The organism is Kitasatospora sp. NPDC054768, assembly GCF_053612025.1.
In genome coordinates, this window is record NZ_JBSHBN010000181.1 from 1 (window position 1) to 18,144 (window position 18,144).

An 18,144-nucleotide genomic window follows, 5' to 3' on the forward strand; every position below is an offset into this window, starting at 1 on the left:
GCCTCCGGCCCCGTCGAATCACCCGGTCGGCGGCGGCTGTACCTCCACCGGCTCCACCGGTGCCGCGCGCGGACGCCGGGCCGGTCCGGTCGCGTTCCAGTCGGCGTGGACCGGGATGAGACCGAGTCCCCAGCCGCCGGCCGCGAGCAGCCCCAGCACCGCACCGTCGGTCAACTGCCCCCGGACCACCAGGAGCCACCAGGCGAGCCCGGCCGCCGAGAGCACCAACAGCCGGCGCACCGGACGCCGTACCCGGGTGGACAGCCGCGCCCGGGCCCGTATTCGGGCCATCGGGCGCGTCTGCGCGTCTGTTCGCACGACCGCCCTCCCTTCGCTCGCCCCGGGCAGGGGCGCCCGGGAGTCGAGGCCGGGATCAGGCGGCGACCACGTCCATCGCGGCGGCCTTGGGCGACAGGGTCGCCCGGTCGGTGCCGGGGGCGGGCAGCGGAACCGGTTCGAGTACCGGCCTCAGCAGATCACCTTCGGAGAGGGTGGCCATCGCCGCAAGTTCGGCGAGCGACAGTTCGTCGCTGACCTCGCGCATGACCTCGGACATCCGGACATCGAGTGCGTCGCAGATGGCGGAGAGCAGCTCCGAGGACGCCTCCTTCTGTCCCCGCTCGACCTCGGAGAGGTATCCGAGCGAAACCCTGGCGGCCGCCGACACCTCGCGGAGTGTGCGGCCCTGGCGCTGGCGCTGCCGACGCAGTACATCGCCCAGTAGGCGACGAAGCAGGATCATCGGTGCCTCCCTCCTCGGACTGCGGATCGAGATGTCACGACCCCACCGTACCGCCTTGCCCGCTTCGCGTGCGGGGACCCTGGTCGTGTTCACTCTGGGCTGCAAGGCCGTCCCCCTCCTCGTTCCGGTGTCGCACCGGGGTTCGCGGGCCCTTCGTGGTACCCGTCGCGACCCGCCCCGCCACCGTCACGCAACTCGTTCGCCACCTGGTTTCTGCCCAACCAGGGTGTTGGATGTAACACGATCCTCCAGCTGTCCCATACCCGCGCACCGGATCGCCGGATCCCGGTTCGGTGGAGATCCCCGCCCGGCGGACTCCTACCGTGCGAACCGACCGACCAGCAGCTCCAGCGCCGCGGTCACCGCCCCGTGACGGATTGTGGCACGACCGCCCGACAGCAGGGGAGAACTGACCAGAGTTCCCCCCGGGCCGGCGACCGCCAGGTGCACCGTGCCCACCGGCCGCCCGTCCTGCGGGTCGGGCCCGGCCACCCCGGTCGTCGCGAGCCCGTACGTGGCCCCCAGCAATCCGCGCACGCCCTCGGCCATCTGCCGGGCCACCACCGGATGGACCGGCCCGTACACGTCCAGCAGGCCCTCGTCCACCCCGAGCACCGAGGCCTTCAGTTCGGTCGCGTACGCGGTGACCGAGCCCCGGAAGGTCGCGGACGCCCCGGGGACGTCCACCAGCGCGGCGGCCAGCAGACCCCCGGTCAGCGATTCGGCGACCGCCAGCGTGCCGCCCTCGGCCCGCAGCGCGGCGTGCGCCCGCTCGGCCAGCTCGTAGTCCCGCTCCGCCGCGTCCCGCTGCGCCACGTCCCGCTCCGCCACCCGGTCTCCCCCGTCGCTCAGCGGCCGGCCCGGGCCGCGGCCTGTCCCTCGCGGCGCAGTCGCAGCGCCTGTCCGATGTAGTCCAGCGCGGTGCCGACGGTCAGCAGTACCGCCAGGCCCATCAGCACGGCCCGCCCGGTGGCCAGCCAGCCGGTCAGCGGCAGCACGTACATGCCGACCGCGGTGCCCTGGGTGAGCGTCTTGAGCTTGCCGCCGCGGCTGGCCGGGATGACGCCGTAACGGATCACCCAGAAGCGCATCAGCGTGATGCCGAGCTCGCGGGCCAGGATCACCACGGTGACCCACCAGGGCAGGTCGCCGAGCACCGAGAGGCCGATCAGCGCCGAGCCCATGATCGCCTTGTCGGCGATCGGGTCGGCGATCTTGCCGAAGTCGGTGACCAGGCCCTTGCGCCGGGCGAGCTCGCCGTCGAACAGGTCGGTGATCATCGCGATCGCGAACGCCGCCCAGGCGACCGCGCGCCACTTGGGGTTGTGCCCGTCGTCGGCGAACAGCAGGGCCACGAAGACCGGCACCAGCAGCACCCGGACCATCGTGAGCACGTTGGCGATGTTCCAGACCCCCGGGGCGGACGCCGCCGCGGCCACCGGTCTGCCCGGGTGGGCCGCGGCCGGGGCGACGGGCCCCTTGGTCATTCCCCGACTCCCGAGACCTTGGCCCCCGCGACCTCGGCGCCCGGGGTCCTGGGCGGTCGCACCTGCTCCAGCGCCTCGGCGATCAGGTCGACGCCCTCGCTGGCGACCACCTTGGCCCGCCAGAACTGGCCGATCCCGGGCGCCTCGACGCCGGTGAGGGTGGTCAGGCCGTCGGTCTCCGGGGCCTGGTGCGCGGAGCGGCCCTCGACCACGCCGTCCTCGACCGACTCGATCAGCACCTCGACCTCGGTGCCGATCCGCTGCTCGGCCCGCTGGGCGGTCATCTCCTCGGCCAGCCGGCTCAGCCGGTCCAGACGGTCGGCGATCACGTCCTCGGCGAGCTTGCCGTCGTAGGTCGCGGCCTCGGTGCCGTCCTCGTCCGAGTAGCCGAAGACGCCGATCGCGTCCAGCCCGGCGTGGGTGACGAAGCGCTCCAGCTCGGCGAAGTCCTCCTCGGTCTCACCGGGGAAGCCGACGATGAAGTTGGACCGGGCGCCGGCCTGCGGGGCCTTGCCGCGGATGGTCCCCAGCAGTTCCAGGAACTGGTCGGTGGAGCCGAAGCGGCGCATCCGGCGCAGCACGGCGGGTGCCGAGTGCTGGAAGGACAGGTCGAAGTAGGGCACCACGTCGGCGGTCCCGGTCATCGAGTCGATCAGGCCCGGGCGCATCTCGGCCGGCTGGAGGTAGGAGACCCGGACCCGCTCGACGCCCTCGATCGCGGCGATCTCGCCGAGCAGCGTCTCCAGCAGCCGGATGTCGCCGAGGTCCTTGCCGTACGAGGTGTTGTTCTCGCTCACCAGGACGATCTCGCGCACGCCCTGCCCGGCCAGCCACTGGGCCTCGTTCAGCACGTCGGAGGGGCGCCGGGAGATGAAGGAGCCGCGGAAGGCCGGGATGGCGCAGAAGGAGCAGCGGCGGTCGCAGCCGGAGGCGAGCTTGACCGAGGCCACCGGGTTGTCGTCCAGCCGCTTGCGCAGGGTGCGCGGGCCGGAGGCGGGGGCGAGGCCGTCGGGCAGGTCGGTGATCGGCTCGGCGGGGGCCTCGGCGCCGTGGCCGGGCAGCGCGACGGCCTCGGCGGCGGACTGCCGCTCGGCCGGGCTGACCGGCAGCAGCTTGCGGCGGTCGCGCGGCAGGTGCGGGGCGTGGTGGCCGCCGGAGAGGATCGTCTGCAGGCGGTCGGAGATGTTGGTGTAGTCGTCGAAGCCGAGCACGCCGTCGGCCTCGGGCAGCGCGTCGGCGAGCTCCTTGCCGTACCGCTCGGCCATGCAGCCGACCGCGACGACGGCCTGGGTGCGGCCGTGTCCCTTGAGGTCGTTGGCCTCCAGCAGGGCGTCCACGGAGTCCTTCTTGGCGGCCTCGACGAAGCCGCAGGTGTTGACCACGGCGACGTCCGCTTCGGCGGCGTCGTCGACGAGCAACCAGCCGTCGGCTTCCAGTCGCCCGGCGAGTTCCTCGGAGTCCACCTCGTTGCGGGCGCATCCGAGCGTGACAAGGGCGACAGTACGGCGTTCAGGCATAGGCCCAAGATTAACGCGCGGGCTCCGGTGCCGTTGGCCCCGGAGTCCGCGCGCCTCGGATCAGCTGATCATCAGCGGGCCGTCCGGCCCCTGTGGTCAGCCAGCCTGCGGGTCTCCGGGGGTGTACGTGACGTGCACCACCTGGCCGTCCTTGCCGAGGAGGCCGAGGTCCTTCCCGTTGACGTACGCGTGCACGGCCCCGCCGTTGCCGAGCACCAGCTTGATCTGCCGGGGGTCGGTGAAGGTCTGGTCCTGGCCGTTGCTGATGTTGTTCTGGAACAGCGACTTGCCGCTGCCGTCCATCGCCGAGACCCAGCTGGTGCCCTCGGCGACCAGCTTCACGGTGACCTTGTCGGCCGGGACGGCGGCGATCGCGGCGGCGCTGGGCACGGGAGCCGGCGGCTGGACGGCGGGCGTGGCGGCGGGGGCCACCGAGCCGGTCCCCGAGCCGCTGGGCAGCGGCGCGCTGGCCGAGCCGGTGCTGCCGCGCCCGCCCGTGCCGCTGACCAGGTTGAAGCCGATCAGCGCGACCACGGCGACGATCGCGGCGACCATGGCGGCCGCCCAGTTCGGCCGGCCGCGGCGGGGCACCTTGATCGGGCCGCTGTCGATCAGCTGGGTCGCCGGGCGCCTGGCGGCGGGCGGGCCGCCGTGCGCGGCGTCGTACCGGGCGACCAGGGCCTCGCCGTCCAGGCCGACCACCCGGGCGATCAGGCGGATGTGCCCGCGGGCGTAGAAGTCGCCGCCGCAGCGGGCGAAGTCGTCCGCCTCGATGGCATGGACGATCGGCACCCGGACCCGGGTGGCGGTACTCACCTGGTCCACCGTGAGCCCCGCGTCGATCCGGGCGGTGGACAGCACCCGACCGATGCTCGGGGCATCGGCCGCCTGCACCACGTCGTCGGCCGGTTCGAGGGACGGCATGGTGTTCTCGCGGTCGGAGGACTTGCCGATGGTCACGGGGCACGCCTTTCGAGCGGATGGCCACCTGCTGGGGAACAGTCTAGGGGCGTGGGCGGATCGTTTCTCAAGCGGAACGGGCCGAATGCGCACTCCCGGTCCGACCGGGGTCCGGCACCGAGCCGACGGGCCGTCAGCGCGGCCGCGCGGGGAACCCGGGGTCCGCTTTCCGCGGTGTGACGCGGTGTACGCACGTTCGGTTCCCCACGCGGCGCCTACCCTCCTCCGAACGAGTGACACCTCGCCCAGGACACGGGCCGGGCCCCGACCGGGCCCGCCCGTCAGCCCCGAAGGGTGATCAGCACCCCGTCCAGCTCGTCCGGCTTCACCAGCACGTCGCGGGCCTTGGAGCCCTCGCTCGGACCGACGATCCCGCGCGACTCCATCAGGTCCATCAGCCGGCCCGCCTTCGCGAAGCCGACCCGGAGCTTGCGCTGGAGCATCGAGGTCGAGCCGAACTGGGTGGAGACCACCAGCTCGGCCGCCTGGATCAGCAGGTCCAGGTCGTCGCCGATCTCCTCGTCGATCTCCTTCTTCGGCCCGCCCCCGACCGTCACGTCGTCCCGGTAGACGGCGGTCAGCTGGTCCTTGCAGTGCTGCACCACCCTGGCGATCTCCGCCTCGGTGACGAACGCGCCCTGCATGCGGATCGGCTTGCTGGCGCCCATCGGCAGGAAGAGCGCGTCGCCCTTGCCGATCAGCTTCTCCGCGCCGGGCTGGTCCAGGATGACCCGGGAGTCGGCCATCGCGGAGGTCGCGAAGGCCAGCCGGGACGGCACGTTGGCCTTGATCAGGCCGGTGACCACGTCCACCGAGGGCCGCTGGGTGGCGAGCACCAGGTGGATGCCGGCCGCGCGGGCCAGCTGGGTGATCCGGACCACCGAGTCCTCGACGTCGCGCGGCGCGACCATCATCAGGTCGGCCAGCTCGTCGACGATCACCAGCAGGTACGGGTACGGCGTCAGCTCGCGCTCGCTGCCGAGCGGCGGGGTGACCTTGCCGGCCCGCACCGCCGCGTTGAAGTCGTCCACGTGCCGGAAGCCGAACGCCGCGAGGTCGTCGTAGCGCATGTCCATCTCGCGCACCACCCACTGGAGGGCCTCGGCGGCCTTCTTGGGGTTGGTGATGATCGGCGTGATCAGGTGCGGGATGCCCTCGTACGCGGTCAGCTCGACCCGCTTGGGGTCGACCAGCACCATCCGCACCTCGTCCGGGGTGGCCCGGGCGAGGATCGAGGTGATCAGGCAGTTGATGCAGGAGGACTTGCCCGCACCGGTCGCGCCGGCCACCAGGATGTGCGGCATCTTGGCGAGGTTGGCCATCACGGTGTGGCCCTCGACGTCCTTGCCCATGCCGACGACCATCGGGTGGGTGTCCTCGGCGGCCGTGCGCGAGCGCAGCAGGTCGCCGAGGTTGACCATCTCGCGGTCCCGGTTGGGGATCTCGATCCCGACCGCGGACTTTCCGGGGATCGGGCTGATGATCCGCACGTCCGGGCTGGCCACCGCGTACGCGATGTTCTTGGCGAGCGCCGTGATCCGCTCCACCTTGACGGCCGGGCCGAGCTCGACCTCGTAGCGGGTGACCGTCGGCCCCCGGGTGAAGCCGGTGACCTTGGCGTCCACCTTGAACTCGGCGAAGGTGCCGGTGAGCTGGGCGACCACCTCGTCGTTGAGGGCGCTGCGGGCCTTGGCCGGGCCGCCGCGCTCCAGCAGGTCGAGCGAGGGCAGGGCGTAGGTGACGCCCTCGCCGAACTGCAGCTGCTCCATCCGCACCGGCGCCGCGCCGTGCTCCTCGGGCGCGCCCGGGCCGCCGCTGCGGGCGGCGGGGACGGCGGCCTCCTCCGGCGGGGCGGTGCGGTCCTGCACCTGGTGCATCATGTCCGCCACCGCGGAGGAGGCGGGCACGCCGTAGACCAGGGCGCCGTCCAGGTCCGCGGCCGCGCCGGCGGCGAGGTCGCGGGTGGCGTACGGGTCCAGCGGCTCCTTGTCCAGGGAGATCCGCTCGGCGTCCTCCGGCTCCTCGGCGGGCTTGCGCCGGCGGCGGCGCCGGCGGGCGGCCACCTCGTCCGAGGGGTCGTCACCGCCGGTGTCCACGGTGAACGGCAGCGCGTCGGGGTCGGCGTCCTCCGGCGGGTCGGTGGACAGCTCGCGCTCCGGCGCGCGCCCCCACCGCTCGTCCTCCGGCCCGGGCTCGACCACACCCAGCCGTATGCCGATCCCCCGCACCCGCTCGCCGATCCGGTTGATCGGGGTGGCGGTGACCACCAGCAGGCCGAAGAAGGCCAGCAGCAGGAGCAGCGGCACGGCGAGCGCCGGCCCGGCGGCGGCCATCATCGGGGTGGACGCGGCCCAGCCGATGATTCCGCCGGCCGCCCTTATCCGGGAGGCGCCGCTGCCCATCATGGGCGCGCCGCAGCCGATGTGGACCAGGCCGAGGACGCCGACCAGCAGCGCGCTCAGCCCGATCATGATCCGCCCGTTGGCCTCCGGCAGCTCCGGGTGGCGCCAGAGCCTGATCGCCATCGCGGCCAGCAGGAACGGCACCAGCACGTCGAGCCGGCCGAACAGCCCGGACACCACGGCGGTGGCCCCCTCCCCCAGCCAGCCCTGCGGGCTGAACCAGGTGCCGGCCGCGGTCACCAGCGCGAGCGCGAACAGCAGCAGGCCCACGCCGTCCTTGCGGTGGTCCGGATGCAGGTTCTTGGCGCCGTCGCCGAAGCCCCGGAAGATCGCCGCGATCGGGCTGGCCAGGGCGTTGAGCGCGCCCATCAGCACCGATCTGGACGGCTTCGGCGCGGGTGCGGCCGGCTTGGCCGCCGCCTTCTTCGCGGGAGCCGCCTTCCCGGCCGCCGCCTTCTTCGCGGGCGGCTTGCCCGGGGCCTTCGCCGCGGCCTTCCCGGACGCTCCCGGACTCGACTTACGTGCTGCGTTCCCGGGCGTGCGAGTGGCCATGGGTCAGCAGCCTACCGGGGCCGGCGACCACTGCACATGTGCCCGAGCCCGGGCGCCGGGACGTGTCGCAGACACACCGTCACCCTGACCGGGATTCACCCGGTCGCCACACCGGACCACCCGGACGGGTGAACCCCGGCAGGGGATCAGGAACTGCCCGGGCGCATCGCGTCCAGGGCCCGGCGCAGCCCGGCGAGCTTGCGCTCCAGGTGTGCCGCGGTGGCGGCCACCCCGGCGTCCTCGCCCCCGTCCAGCTGCTTGCCGAGCGCCTCCGCCTGCTCCTCGACCGCCGCCAGCCGCGCGGACAGCTCACCCAGCAGCGCCCCGCCGAGGGCCCGCTCGTCGCCGCCCTCCTCCAGCTGCAGGCGCAGCAGCGCGGCCTGCTCCTTCAGCTGGCAGTTCTTCGCGTACAGGTCGACGAAGACGGAGACCTTGGCGCGCAGCACCCACGGGTCGAAGGGCTTGGAGATGTAGTCCACCGCGCCGGCCGCGTAGCCGCGGAAGGTGTGGTGCGGGCCGTGGTTGATCGCGGTCAGGAAGATGATCGGGATGTCCCGGGTGCGCTCGCGGCGCTTGATGTGGGCGGCGGTCTCGAAGCCGTCCATCCCCGGCATCTGGACGTCCAGCAGGATCACCGCGAAGTCGTCGGTGAGCAGCGCCTTCAGCGCCTCCTCACCCGAGGCCGCACGGACCAGTGTCTGGTCCAGGGCCGAGAGGATCGCCTCCAGCGCCAGCAGGTTCTCCGGTCGGTCGTCGACCAGGAGGATCTTGGCCTTCTGCATCAGGGCTCGCCCTCCTGTCGCCTGCCTGCCGCCCGGTGCAGGCACCCGCGTACTGCCCACCGCTACCCCGGTCATGCTAGCCGCACCCCCTCGCCCGGCACATCGCCCCGTCGTGACCCGATCCGGGGCGGCGCGCAGCCAGTGCTCCGGCGCACGCTCAGCAGCGTGTCGCCATCCGGTCACTGTTCGCAACGATCGGTGACCCTACCCGGTTCCCGGGCCCGACCGCCAGCAAACCGGCCGACCGGCCGACGTGAACCCCGGGGCCCGGTCGGGGCTTCACGCCTCCCCCCGCGACCACGCGCGGTCCGCGTTCACGCGCGGTCCGCGTTCAGCCACTCGCGCATGACCGACAGCAGGTGGTCGGTCTCCACCGGCTTGGTGATGTGGTCGGTGGCACCCGCCTGCAGCGACTTCTCCCGGTCGCCCTTCATCGCCTTGGCGGTCAGCGCGATGATCGGCAGGCCCGCGAACTGGGGCATCCGGCGGATCGCCTCGGTGGTCGCGTAGCCGTCCATCTCCGGCATCATGATGTCCATCAGGACCAGCGCCACGTTCTCGTGCTGCTCCAGCATCTCGATGCCCTCGCGGCCGTTCTCGGCGTACAGGACGGTCAGGCCGTGCTGCTCCAGCACGCTGGTGAGGGCGAACACGTTGCGGACGTCGTCGTCCACGATCAGCACCTGCTGGCCGTCGAAGCGCCGGCCGCCGTTGACCGGGCGGGGCTGGAGGGGCTCCACCGGCCGCGGTCCGGCGGCGCTCTCCAGGGCGGCGCTGCGCCGGCGCTCCACCGCGCCGCGGCGGCGCTCCTCGGCCAGCTCGCGGACCTCCTGGGCCCAGTGGTCGGCCGGGTTCTCGCCGACCGGCACCGGCAGGCCCACCGGGGTCACCCCGACCGAGGCGCGCGGCGCCAGGCCGGCCGGCACGGTCGAGCGGGGGTCGCCGACGGCCTCCGGGGCCTCGGTGCGCAGCGGCAGGTAGAGCGTGAAGGTCGAGCCCTTGCCCAGCTCGCTCTCGGCGTGGATCTCGCCGCCGAGCAGCCGGGCGATCTCGCGGCTGATGGACAGGCCGAGGCCGGTGCCGCCGTACTTGCGGCTGGTGGTGCCGTCGGCCTGCTTGAACGCCTCGAAGATCTCGCGCAGCTTGTTCCCGGGGATGCCGATGCCGGTGTCGGAGACCGCGAAGGCGATCAGCTCGTCGTCCGGGCCCTGGATCGAGCCGGACTCCAGCAGCCGCTCGCGCACGTCCTGCGGGACCTCCCGGCCGGCCGGGCGGATCGAGAAGTCGACGGCTCCGGCGTCGGTGAACTTCACCGCGTTGGAGATCAGGTTGCGCAGCACCTGCTGGAGCCGCTGCTCGTCGGTGTGCAGGGTGACCGGCAGGGCGGGCGAGACCCGGACGGCGAAGTCCAGGTTCTTGTCCAGCGCGACCGGCTGGAAGGTGGCCTCGACGTAGTCGACCAGCTGGACCAGCGCGATCCGGGCCGGGCGGACGTCCATCTTGCCGGCCTCGACCTTGGACAGGTCGAGGATGTCGTTGATCAGCTGGAGCAGGTCGGAGCCGGCGCCGTGGATGGTGTCGGCGAACTCGACCTGCTTCGGCGAGAGGTTGCCCTCGTTGTTGTCGGAGAGCAGCTTGGCCAGGATCAGCAGCGAGTTGAGCGGGGTGCGCAGCTCGTGCGACATGTTGGCGAGGAACTCGCTCTTGTACCGGGAGGCCAGGGCGAGCTGCTCGGCGCGCTCCTCCAGGACCTGCCGGGCCTCTTCGATCTCGCCGTTCTTGATCTCGATGTCGCGGTTCTGCTGGGCGAGTTGCTCGGCCTTCTCCTGCAACTCCTCGTTGGTGCGCTCCAGTTCCTCCTGGCGGGCCTCCAACTCGGCTGACCGCATCGAGAGTTCGGCGGTGAGGCGCTGGGACTCCAGCAGCAGGCCCTCGGTCTTGGTGTTGACGCTGATGGTGTTGACCGTGACGCCGATGAGGTCCGCGATCTGGTTCAGGAAGTCCAGCGCGACGGTGGTGAAGGAGCTGAAGGTGGCCAGTTCGATCACGCCCAGCAGCCGGCCCTCGAACAGCACCGGCAGCACCACGATGTGGGCCGGGGAGGCCTCGCCGAGCCCGGAGGCGATCTTCAGGTACCCGGGCGGCGCCTCCTTGAGGATGATCGCCCGCTTCTCCACCGCGGCCTGGCCGATCAGCGACTCGCCGGGGCGGAAGGTGGTCGGCATCGCCCGCCGCTGGTAGCCGTAGCTGCCGATCAGGCGCAGCACGGTGTCGTTCTCGTCGTCGTCCTCGGTGATCAGCTCGGCGGTGCGGCCGGCCGGCTGGGCGAGGAAGAAGGCTCCGTGCTGGGCGGAGACCACCGGGGTCAGCTCGGTCATGATCAGCGAGGCGACCGCCTCCAGGTCCCGGCGGCCCTGGAGCAGACCGGAGATCCGGGCCAGGTTGGTCTTGAGCCAGTCCTGCTCCTGGTTGGTGCGGGTGGTCTCGCGCAGGTTGGCGATCATCTGGTTGATGTTGTCCTTGAGCTCGTCGAGCTCGCCCGCGGCGTCCACGTCGATCCGCAGGCTCAGGTCGCCCCTGGTGACCGCGGTGGCGACCTGGGCGATCGCGCGCACCTGCCGGGTCAGGTTGTTGGCCAGCTCGTTCACCGACTCGGTGAGGTCCTGCCAGGTGCCGTCCACGCCGGGCACCCGGGCCTGGCCGCCGAGCCGCCCGTCGGTGCCCACCTCGCGGGCCACCCGGGTCACCTCGTCGGCGAAGGCCGACAGCTGGTCGACCATGGTGTTGATGTTGGTCTTGAGCTGGAGGATCTCGCCGCGCGCGTCGACGTCGATCTTCTGCGAGAGGTCGCCGCGGGCCACCGCGGTGATCACCAGCGCGATGTTCCGCACCTGGCCGGTGAGGTTGTTGGCCATCTGGTTGACGTTGTCGGTCAGGTCCTTCCAGATGCCGGCCACGCCCGGCACGCTGGCCTGGCCGCCCAGGGTGCCGTCGGTGCCGACCTCGCGGGCCACCCGGGTGACCTCCACCGCGAAGGAGGACAGCTGGTCGACCATGGTGTTGAGGGTCGCGGCGAGCGCCGCCACCTCGCCCTGGGCGTCGATGGCGATCTTCTTGGAGAGGTCGCCGCGGGCCACCGCACCGGCGACCTCGGCGATGTTGCGCACCTGCCCGGTCAGGTTCGACGCCATGAAGTTGACGTTGTCGGTCAGGTCCTTCCAGATGCCCGACACCCCTCGCACCCGGGCCTGGCCGCCCAGGATGCCCTCGGTGCCCACCTCGCGGGCCACCCGGGTCACCTCGTCGGCGAACGCCGACAGCTGGTCCACCATCGTGTTGACGGTCGTCACCAGCTCCAGGATCTCGCCCCGGGCGTCGACGGTGATCTTCTTGGAGACGTCGCCGCGCGCCACCGCCGTGGTCACCTCGGCGATGTTCCGGACCTGGCTGGTCAGGTTGTTGGCCATCAGGTTGACGGAGTTGGTCAGGTCCTTCCAGATCCCGGCCACGCCGGGCACGCTGGCCTGGCCGCCGAGGATGCCCTCGGTGCCCACGTCCCGGGCGACCCGGGTCACCTCGTCCGCGAAGGCGCCCAGCTGGTCCACCATCGTGTTGATGGTGTTCTTCAGCTCAAGGATCTCGCCGCGCGCGTCCACCTGGATCTTCTGCGACAGGTCGCCCTTGGCGACCGCGGTCGTCACCTGGGCGATGTTGCGCACCTGATCGGTGAGGTTGTTCGCCATGAAGTTGACGTTGTCGGTCAGGTCCCGCCAGACCCCGGCCGCCCAGGGCACCTGCGCCTGACCGCCGAGCCGTCCCTCGGTGCCCACCTGACGGGCCACCCGGGTCACCTGCTCGGCGAAGCCGGAGAGCTGGTCGACCATCGTGTTGATGGTGTTCTTCAGCTCCAGCATCTCGCCGCGCGCGTCCACCTCGATCTTCTGCGACAGGTCGCCCTTGGCGACCGCGGTCGTCACCTGGGCGATGTTGCGCACCTGGCCGGTCAGGTTGTTCGCCATGAAGTTCACCGAGTCGGTCAGGTCCCGCCAGACCCCGGCCACGCCCGGCACCTGGGCCTGCCCACCGAGCCGGCCCTCCGTCCCCACGTCCCGGGCCACCGTGGTGACCTGGGCGGCGAACCCGTTCAGCTGGTCGACCATCGTGTTGACGGTGTTCTTCAGCTCCAGCATCTCGCCGGCCACCTCGACGGTGACCTTGCGGGACAGATCGCCCTTGGCCACCGCCGTGGTCACCTGGGCGATGTTGCGCACCTGGGCGGTCAGCCGGCCCGCCATGGTGTTGACCGAGTCCGCCAGGTCCTTCCAACTGCCGGACACGCTGCGGACCTTGGCCTGGCCGCCGAGCTTGCCCTCGGTACCGACCTCGCGGGCCACCCGGGTCACCTCGTCGGTGAACTCGGAGAGCTGGTCCACCAGCCCGTTGACGGTCCGCCCGATCTTCAGGTACTCGCCGCGCAGCGGGTGGCTCACCCCGTTGCTGTGCAGCGAGCGCAGCTCCATCTTCTGGTCCAGGTCGCCCTCGGCGATCGAGGTGAGCACCCGGCCCACCTCGGCCATCGGGCGGGCCAGGTCGTCGATCAGCGCGTTGCAGTTGTCGACCGCCGCCATCCAGGCGCCCTCGCCCGCGCCGGTCTCCAGCCGCTCGTTCAGCCGGCCCTCGCGGCCCACCGCGCGCCGGACCCTCGCCAGTTCACCGGTCAGGTGCTGGTTGCGCTCGGCGACCTCGTTGAACACCGCGGCGATCTCGGCCAGCGGCCCGTCCCCCGGGACGGTCAGCCGGCGGCGGAAGTTGCCGTCCCTCATCGCGGTCAGCGCCGACAGCAGCTTGCGCAGCTCGGCGGGCTCCGCGCCACGATTGTGGCCCGGCGCCCGTCGGCCGGCCGCGTTCCGCGGCACGGCCCCGGGGCGTCCACCGCGCGCAGTGGGCGGCGTCGTTCCGGTTGCGTCCTTGGTGGCCGAACTCAACGGGCCCCTCCCACATCGTGAACTGTCCGGTGACCGACCGTGCCGGTGCGGCACGCACCCGGGCACCGGCCCGGCTGGGCTGCGTGCCGACGGTCCGCGACGCGCCGGCACCCACACGACCGTACTGCTCGCACCGACCGTCGCGGACCCCCCAGTCTGGCAGCACCGGCACCGGGTGCACGGCCGGTTGCGCTCGGTTCGTACCGCACCGTCCGAAACAGGTGGGCAGAATCACCCTCAGGTGCCTGTTTCGACTCCCCGTCCCCACGGGGAACCAAGCGGAAAGTAGGGTGGAGCGCTGCACCGGGCCACGACCCGACCCAGCGCCGCCGCTCACCCCGACGGCGCGCACGGGGATTCGGCGCCGCACCCCGGACAGCCAGGGCAAGAGCAGCAGAGGAGAAGTGGCAACGTGGTCACCGCGCGCGCAGCCGCCACCTTCGATCCCGACGGCCGGTCCGCGGCCGCCGCACGGGGGTTCATCCGGGACGCGCTGCTCGGCTGGGGCCTGCCCGAGGTCGTCGACGACGCGGTCGTGCTGGTCAGCGAGCTCGTCACCAACGCCGTCGTGCACGCCGGCACCGCCGCGGAGGTCTGCTGCCTGCGCGAGGAGGAGAGCGTCCGGATCGAGGTCACCGATCACCACCCCGAGCGCGGCCTGCCCTCGCTCGGCGACGGTCCGGTCACCGGCTCCGACCGCTACGCCGACCCGGACGGCGAGGGCGGTCGCGGCCTGCTGATGTGCTCCGCCCTCTCGGAGCGGTGGGGCGTCGAGTACGCGGCCGGACGCAAGACCGTCTGGTTCCGCCTCGCGCTGCCCGTACACGTGTCCGGGACCCGCTACGCCGTTCCCGCGACCCCCGGCAGCGATCTGCCCAGCGGCCCCGGCCCGGTGCGCGTCGCCGTCGTCCAGCTCGACGAGGACGGCCGGGTGCTGGCCTGGAACCCGGACGCCGAGGCGCTCTTCCAGTACCCCGCCGGGGCCGTCCTCGGCCGCCCCTGGGCCGACCTCGCGGTCTGGCCCAAGTCCCCCGCCCGCGGCCTCGGCCTGACCGACACCCTGCGGATGGCCCGCTGGGAGGGCGGCTACGGCATCCGCCGCCAGGACGGCCAGGAGGTCGAGGTGTACGGCGTCCAGGTCCGGCTGCGCGACACCGAGGGTGTCCCCTCCACCCTCTGCCTGCTGGTCCTCGAACCCGACCGCGCGGTGCTGCGCTCCCCCGCCCGGGCCCTGCCCGGCGAGCGCCCCGACCCGGCCGGCCCCCGGCTCGACCTGCTGGCCGGCCCGGTCGCCACCGACGACCTCGACACCCTGCTCCAGCGCACCGTCGAACGCGCCCGCGACCTGCTCGACGGCGACGCCGCGTACCTGCTGCTCACCACCGACGACGAGGCCGAGTTCGAGGTCCGCGCCGCCACCGGCCTCACCTCCGGACACCGCAGGCACACCCGCTTCCCGGTCGGCACCGGCAACCGCTACGACTCCGCCCGGCTGCCCTCCGTCCACGAGGACCTCTCCGCCCGGCCCACCGGCCTGCCACTGCTCTCCGACAGCGGCATGCGCTCCCTGATCACCGTCCCGCTCAAGGTCGAGGGCCGGCTGATCGGTTCGCTGGGCATCGCCGCCGCCGTGCCCGGCCGCTACGACAACGAGGACGCGCTGCGCCTGCAGTTCGCCGCCGACCGGGTCGCCCTCGCCGTCGAGAGCACCCGGCTGACCGAGCTCGAACAGCTGCGCCGAGGCTCGCTCTCCTTCCTGGTCGAGGCCTCCGACCTGCTGGCCGGCACCCTCGAACACGAGCAGACCCTCGCGCTGATGGCCCAGATGGCCGTCCCCACCCTCGCCTCCTGGTGTGCCGTCTACACCACCGCCGACCGCTCCTCACCGGCCAGGCTCGCCTTCGTCCTGCACGAGGACGAGGACCGCATCGACCCGCTGCGCGACCTGCTCGACAAGACGCCCGTACCGGAGGCCGGCCCCGCCCACGGCGTCCGGTTCTGGACGGCCCTCGCAGAGTCCGCCGAGGCGGGCGGCCTCGCCGACAGCCCGGAGCTCGCCGGCCTGCTCGGCGAGACCGTCGTCCTCGCACTGACCGCCCGCAACCGCGTCATCGGCCTGCTGGTGCTCGGGGTCCCGGCCGGCGTCGGATTCCGCCAGGAGATCCTCGAACTCGCCGAGGACCTCTCCCGCCGGGCCGCCCTCGCCCTGGACAACTCCCGCCTCTACTCCGAGCGCACCGCCACCAGCCAGGCCCTCCAGCGCAGCCTGCTCCCGCCGGACCTGCCGGAGATCCCCGGCGTCGAGGTGGACGTCTACTACCAGGCGGCCGGCGAGGGCAACGAGGTCGGCGGCGACTTCTACGACCTGTTCACCATCCGCGAGGGCACCTACGGCTTCGCCATCGGCGACGTCTGCGGCACCGGCCCCGAGGCCGCCTCGGTCACCGGCCTGGCCCGGCACTCGCTGCGGCTCCTCGCCCGCGAGGGCCTGGACGCCCCGCAGGTGCTGCGCCGGCTCAACGCGGCCATCCTGGACGAGGGTTCGCGCAGCCGCTTCCTCACCCTGCTCTACGGCGAGCTGACGCCCCGACCGGACGGCAGCACCGAGCTCTCCCTGGTCTGCGCCGGCCACCCGCTGCCGCTGCGGCTGCGCACCGACGGCCAGGTCGACCGGGCCGCCACCCCGCAGCCGCTGCTCGGCGTCATGGAGGACCTCGACCTCACCGCCGAGCACCTGGTGCTCGCCCCCGGCGAGGTCCTGCTCTGTGTCACCGACGGGGTCACCGAACGCCGCGAGGGCCGGCGGATGCTGGGCGACGACGGCCTCGCCGAGGTGCTCACCGGCTGTACCGGCCTGACCGCCGGGGCGGTCGCGGCGAGGGTGCAGCGTGCGGTCGAACGCTTCGCCCCGGAGCCGCCGTCCGACGACATGGCGATCCTGACCCTCCGGGTGCCCACCCAGCGCAAGACCTGAGCGTCCGGCGGGCCGGCGCATGCTGGCGAGTGTCGGCGCGGCGTCGGTGCCGTGCTGGGCCGTGCTGGGCCGTGCTGGCGCAGTCACAAATTGTTATATTCACAAGGGTACAAGCGAAACGGGGTCGGGTAGACCGATCTCACCGGAGATTCCCTCCGGCGGGGGCACGACCAGCGGCTCTCCGCTGGCCCACCACTTCCGATGCCCCTCACTTCCGACCGCAGCCCGCGCACACTCACAACCGTGCGCCTTCGGCGCGGTCGCGCGCATCCACTCATCGAGACGACACCACAGCGTCACTGCGCCCTGCGCGCGCCCAGAGTGAAAGGAGCCTCCGGTGAGCAACGACGCTTCCGGGGCAACGAACGCCCGCTCCACCGGAGCCGACGCGGGTAACCTCGGCTACCTCGCGCTCGGTCTCACACTGCTCGCCTACGGCCTGCTCTCCACCGGCATCCTGCACGGCGCCGGAGCCGGGAACGCGGCCCACCTCGCCCATATCCTCGGCGGCGTCACCCTCTTCATCGCGGGCCTCTGGCAACTCCGCGGCGGCGAGGGCTTCACCGGAACCGCCTTCACCACCCTCGGCGCCTTCTGGGCGACCTGGTCAACGGCCGCAGGGGCGGGCAAGAACGCCGCCGGACTCTTCCTGCTGCTGTGGGCCCTGCTCGCCCTCACCCTCACCGCCGCGAGCTGGGGTTCGGGCCTGCTCGGCCGCGCCGTCTACGGCCTGCTGACGGTCTCCCTGCTGCTCTCCGCCATCGCCACCTTCGGCGGCTACGGCGGCCTGGCCAAGGCCGCCGGCTGGATCGCGGCCGTCTCCGGGCTGGCCGCCTGGTACTGGGCCACCTCCGCACTGAGCAACGGCTCCTGGGGAAAGATCGCCCTGCCGGTCAAGTAACCGGCCGGGAACGACCTCGGTCAGCCCACCTGCTCCAACTGCTCCTCGGCGGTGCCGCGGGGGCGGGGCCCCCCGCCCACCGGGGGGCCGCCCCCCCGGGGGGGCCCCCACCCCCCCCCCCGCGGCGGGGAGGAGGGTGCAGCGGCTCGTGCACCTGCTGCGCGCCCAGGGCGCGGTGGGCCGGGAGATCTCGCTGCGGGGCCTGGATCGGGTGGTCGAGACACTGGAGACGCTGGCGGGCGACGGCGGGGACGTGTGCGCCCTGGTGAACGCTCTGTTCGTCAGTCACGACGACCTCGACCGCTCGCTGGAGGGCTTCTCGGAGGTGCTGGGGAGGCTGTGGGAGCGCTTCGACCTTGGTGCTGAGGATGCGCTGGAGCTCAAGGGGCTGCTGGTCGACTACGCCACGCACGCGGCCTGGCAGATGGAGGTCGGGGCCGAGCGGGCGCACACGGCTCTTGTGGAACTGGAGCCGCGTTTTGCCGACCTGGCCCGGATGGCGACCGCAGGTTCCGCGGCCGACGAGCTGGTGCAGCGGGGTCTGCTGCGACCTGACGCAGGAACACGGGAGGAGCACTGGCACCAGCTGGCGGGATGGTACGAGCCGGTGACGGGCAAGGCCGCCCGCTTCCGTCGGCGGCTGGTGACCGGGATCCCGGCGCTGCACGCGAACCTGCGGCGCCTGCAGGGACCCGCCGGCGGCGGTTCGCTGCGGGCTAAGGCGTGTCTGACAAATGATCATCTGGCTGGTTCGCGGAGCCAGAGGATTAGGGAGGCCAGGACGACTCCGGCGCGGTAGCGGTCGGCGAGCTTGTCGAACCTGGTCGCGATGGCGCGGAACT

11 protein-coding genes and 2 pseudogenes are annotated in these 18,144 nt (G+C 72.6%); 3 read left to right on the forward strand and 10 right to left on the reverse strand.

Annotation, left to right across the window (positions count from 1 at the left end; translation table 11 throughout):
* Positions 1 to 18 precede the first annotated feature (18 nt).
* From ACWGKU_RS35240 to ACWGKU_RS35280, 9 genes are all read right to left on the reverse strand, one after another.
* Entirely contained in the window at positions 19 to 318 is a 300-nt protein-coding gene (locus ACWGKU_RS35240) for a hypothetical protein (protein WP_401048235.1), read from the reverse strand.
* A gap of 55 nt (positions 319 to 373) precedes the next feature.
* Positions 374 to 742: a helix-turn-helix domain-containing protein gene (locus tag ACWGKU_RS35245; protein WP_387694057.1), complete on the reverse strand. Its 369-nt coding sequence runs from the start codon at positions 740 to 742 to the stop codon at positions 374 to 376.
* Between the two features lie 318 nt (positions 743 to 1,060).
* Complete coding sequence (locus ACWGKU_RS35250; protein ID WP_380352587.1) at positions 1,061 to 1,573, reverse strand: CinA family protein; 513 nt, start codon at positions 1,571 to 1,573, stop codon at positions 1,061 to 1,063.
* A 17-nt stretch (positions 1,574 to 1,590) separates the two neighbouring features.
* The gene (gene pgsA, locus ACWGKU_RS35255; protein WP_401048233.1) at positions 1,591 to 2,229 is read right to left on the reverse strand and encodes a CDP-diacylglycerol--glycerol-3-phosphate 3-phosphatidyltransferase; all 639 of its coding nucleotides are present in this window, start codon (positions 2,227 to 2,229) and stop codon (positions 1,591 to 1,593) included.
* Complete coding sequence (gene rimO, locus ACWGKU_RS35260) at positions 2,226 to 3,746, reverse strand: 30S ribosomal protein S12 methylthiotransferase RimO (RefSeq protein ID WP_401048230.1); 1,521 nt, start codon at positions 3,744 to 3,746, stop codon at positions 2,226 to 2,228. The genes pgsA and rimO overlap by 4 nt, the downstream gene beginning before the upstream one ends.
* Positions 3,747 to 3,842: 96 nt before the next feature.
* The gene (locus tag ACWGKU_RS35265) at positions 3,843 to 4,706 is read right to left on the reverse strand and encodes a helix-turn-helix domain-containing protein (protein ID WP_387694053.1); all 864 of its coding nucleotides are present in this window, start codon (positions 4,704 to 4,706) and stop codon (positions 3,843 to 3,845) included.
* Positions 4,707 to 4,987: 281 nt separating this feature from the next.
* Positions 4,988 to 7,660 (reverse strand): DNA translocase FtsK, encoded by a 2,673-nt coding sequence (locus tag ACWGKU_RS35270; protein WP_452180524.1) that lies wholly within the window; start codon positions 7,658 to 7,660, stop codon positions 4,988 to 4,990.
* Between the two features lie 146 nt (positions 7,661 to 7,806).
* Entirely contained in the window at positions 7,807 to 8,445 is a 639-nt protein-coding gene (locus ACWGKU_RS35275) for a response regulator (protein WP_359913916.1), read from the reverse strand.
* Between the two features lie 311 nt (positions 8,446 to 8,756).
* On the reverse strand, positions 8,757 to 13,358 hold the full coding sequence (locus ACWGKU_RS35280) for a HAMP domain-containing protein (protein WP_401047947.1): 4,602 nt from the start codon (positions 13,356 to 13,358) through the stop codon (positions 8,757 to 8,759).
* 481 nt (positions 13,359 to 13,839) lie between these two features.
* Between ACWGKU_RS35280 and ACWGKU_RS35285 the strand changes: the two genes are divergently transcribed.
* From ACWGKU_RS35285 to ACWGKU_RS35295, 3 genes and pseudogenes are all read left to right on the forward strand, one after another.
* On the forward strand, positions 13,840 to 16,401 hold the full coding sequence (locus tag ACWGKU_RS35285; protein WP_452180523.1) for a SpoIIE family protein phosphatase: 2,562 nt from the start codon (positions 13,840 to 13,842) through the stop codon (positions 16,399 to 16,401).
* Between the two features lie 337 nt (positions 16,402 to 16,738).
* The gene (locus ACWGKU_RS35290) at positions 16,739 to 17,302 is read left to right on the forward strand and encodes a GPR1/FUN34/YaaH family transporter (protein ID WP_401047942.1); all 564 of its coding nucleotides are present in this window, start codon (positions 16,739 to 16,741) and stop codon (positions 17,300 to 17,302) included.
* A gap of 175 nt (positions 17,303 to 17,477) precedes the next feature.
* Positions 17,478 to 17,963: pseudogene (locus ACWGKU_RS35295) on the forward strand (DUF2397 family protein); the annotation flags it as partial.
* 55 nt (positions 17,964 to 18,018) lie between these two features.
* On the opposite strand, the pseudogene ACWGKU_RS35300 reads toward ACWGKU_RS35295, so the two are convergent.
* A pseudogene (locus ACWGKU_RS35300) lies at positions 18,019 to 18,144 on the reverse strand (IS5/IS1182 family transposase); the annotation flags it as partial.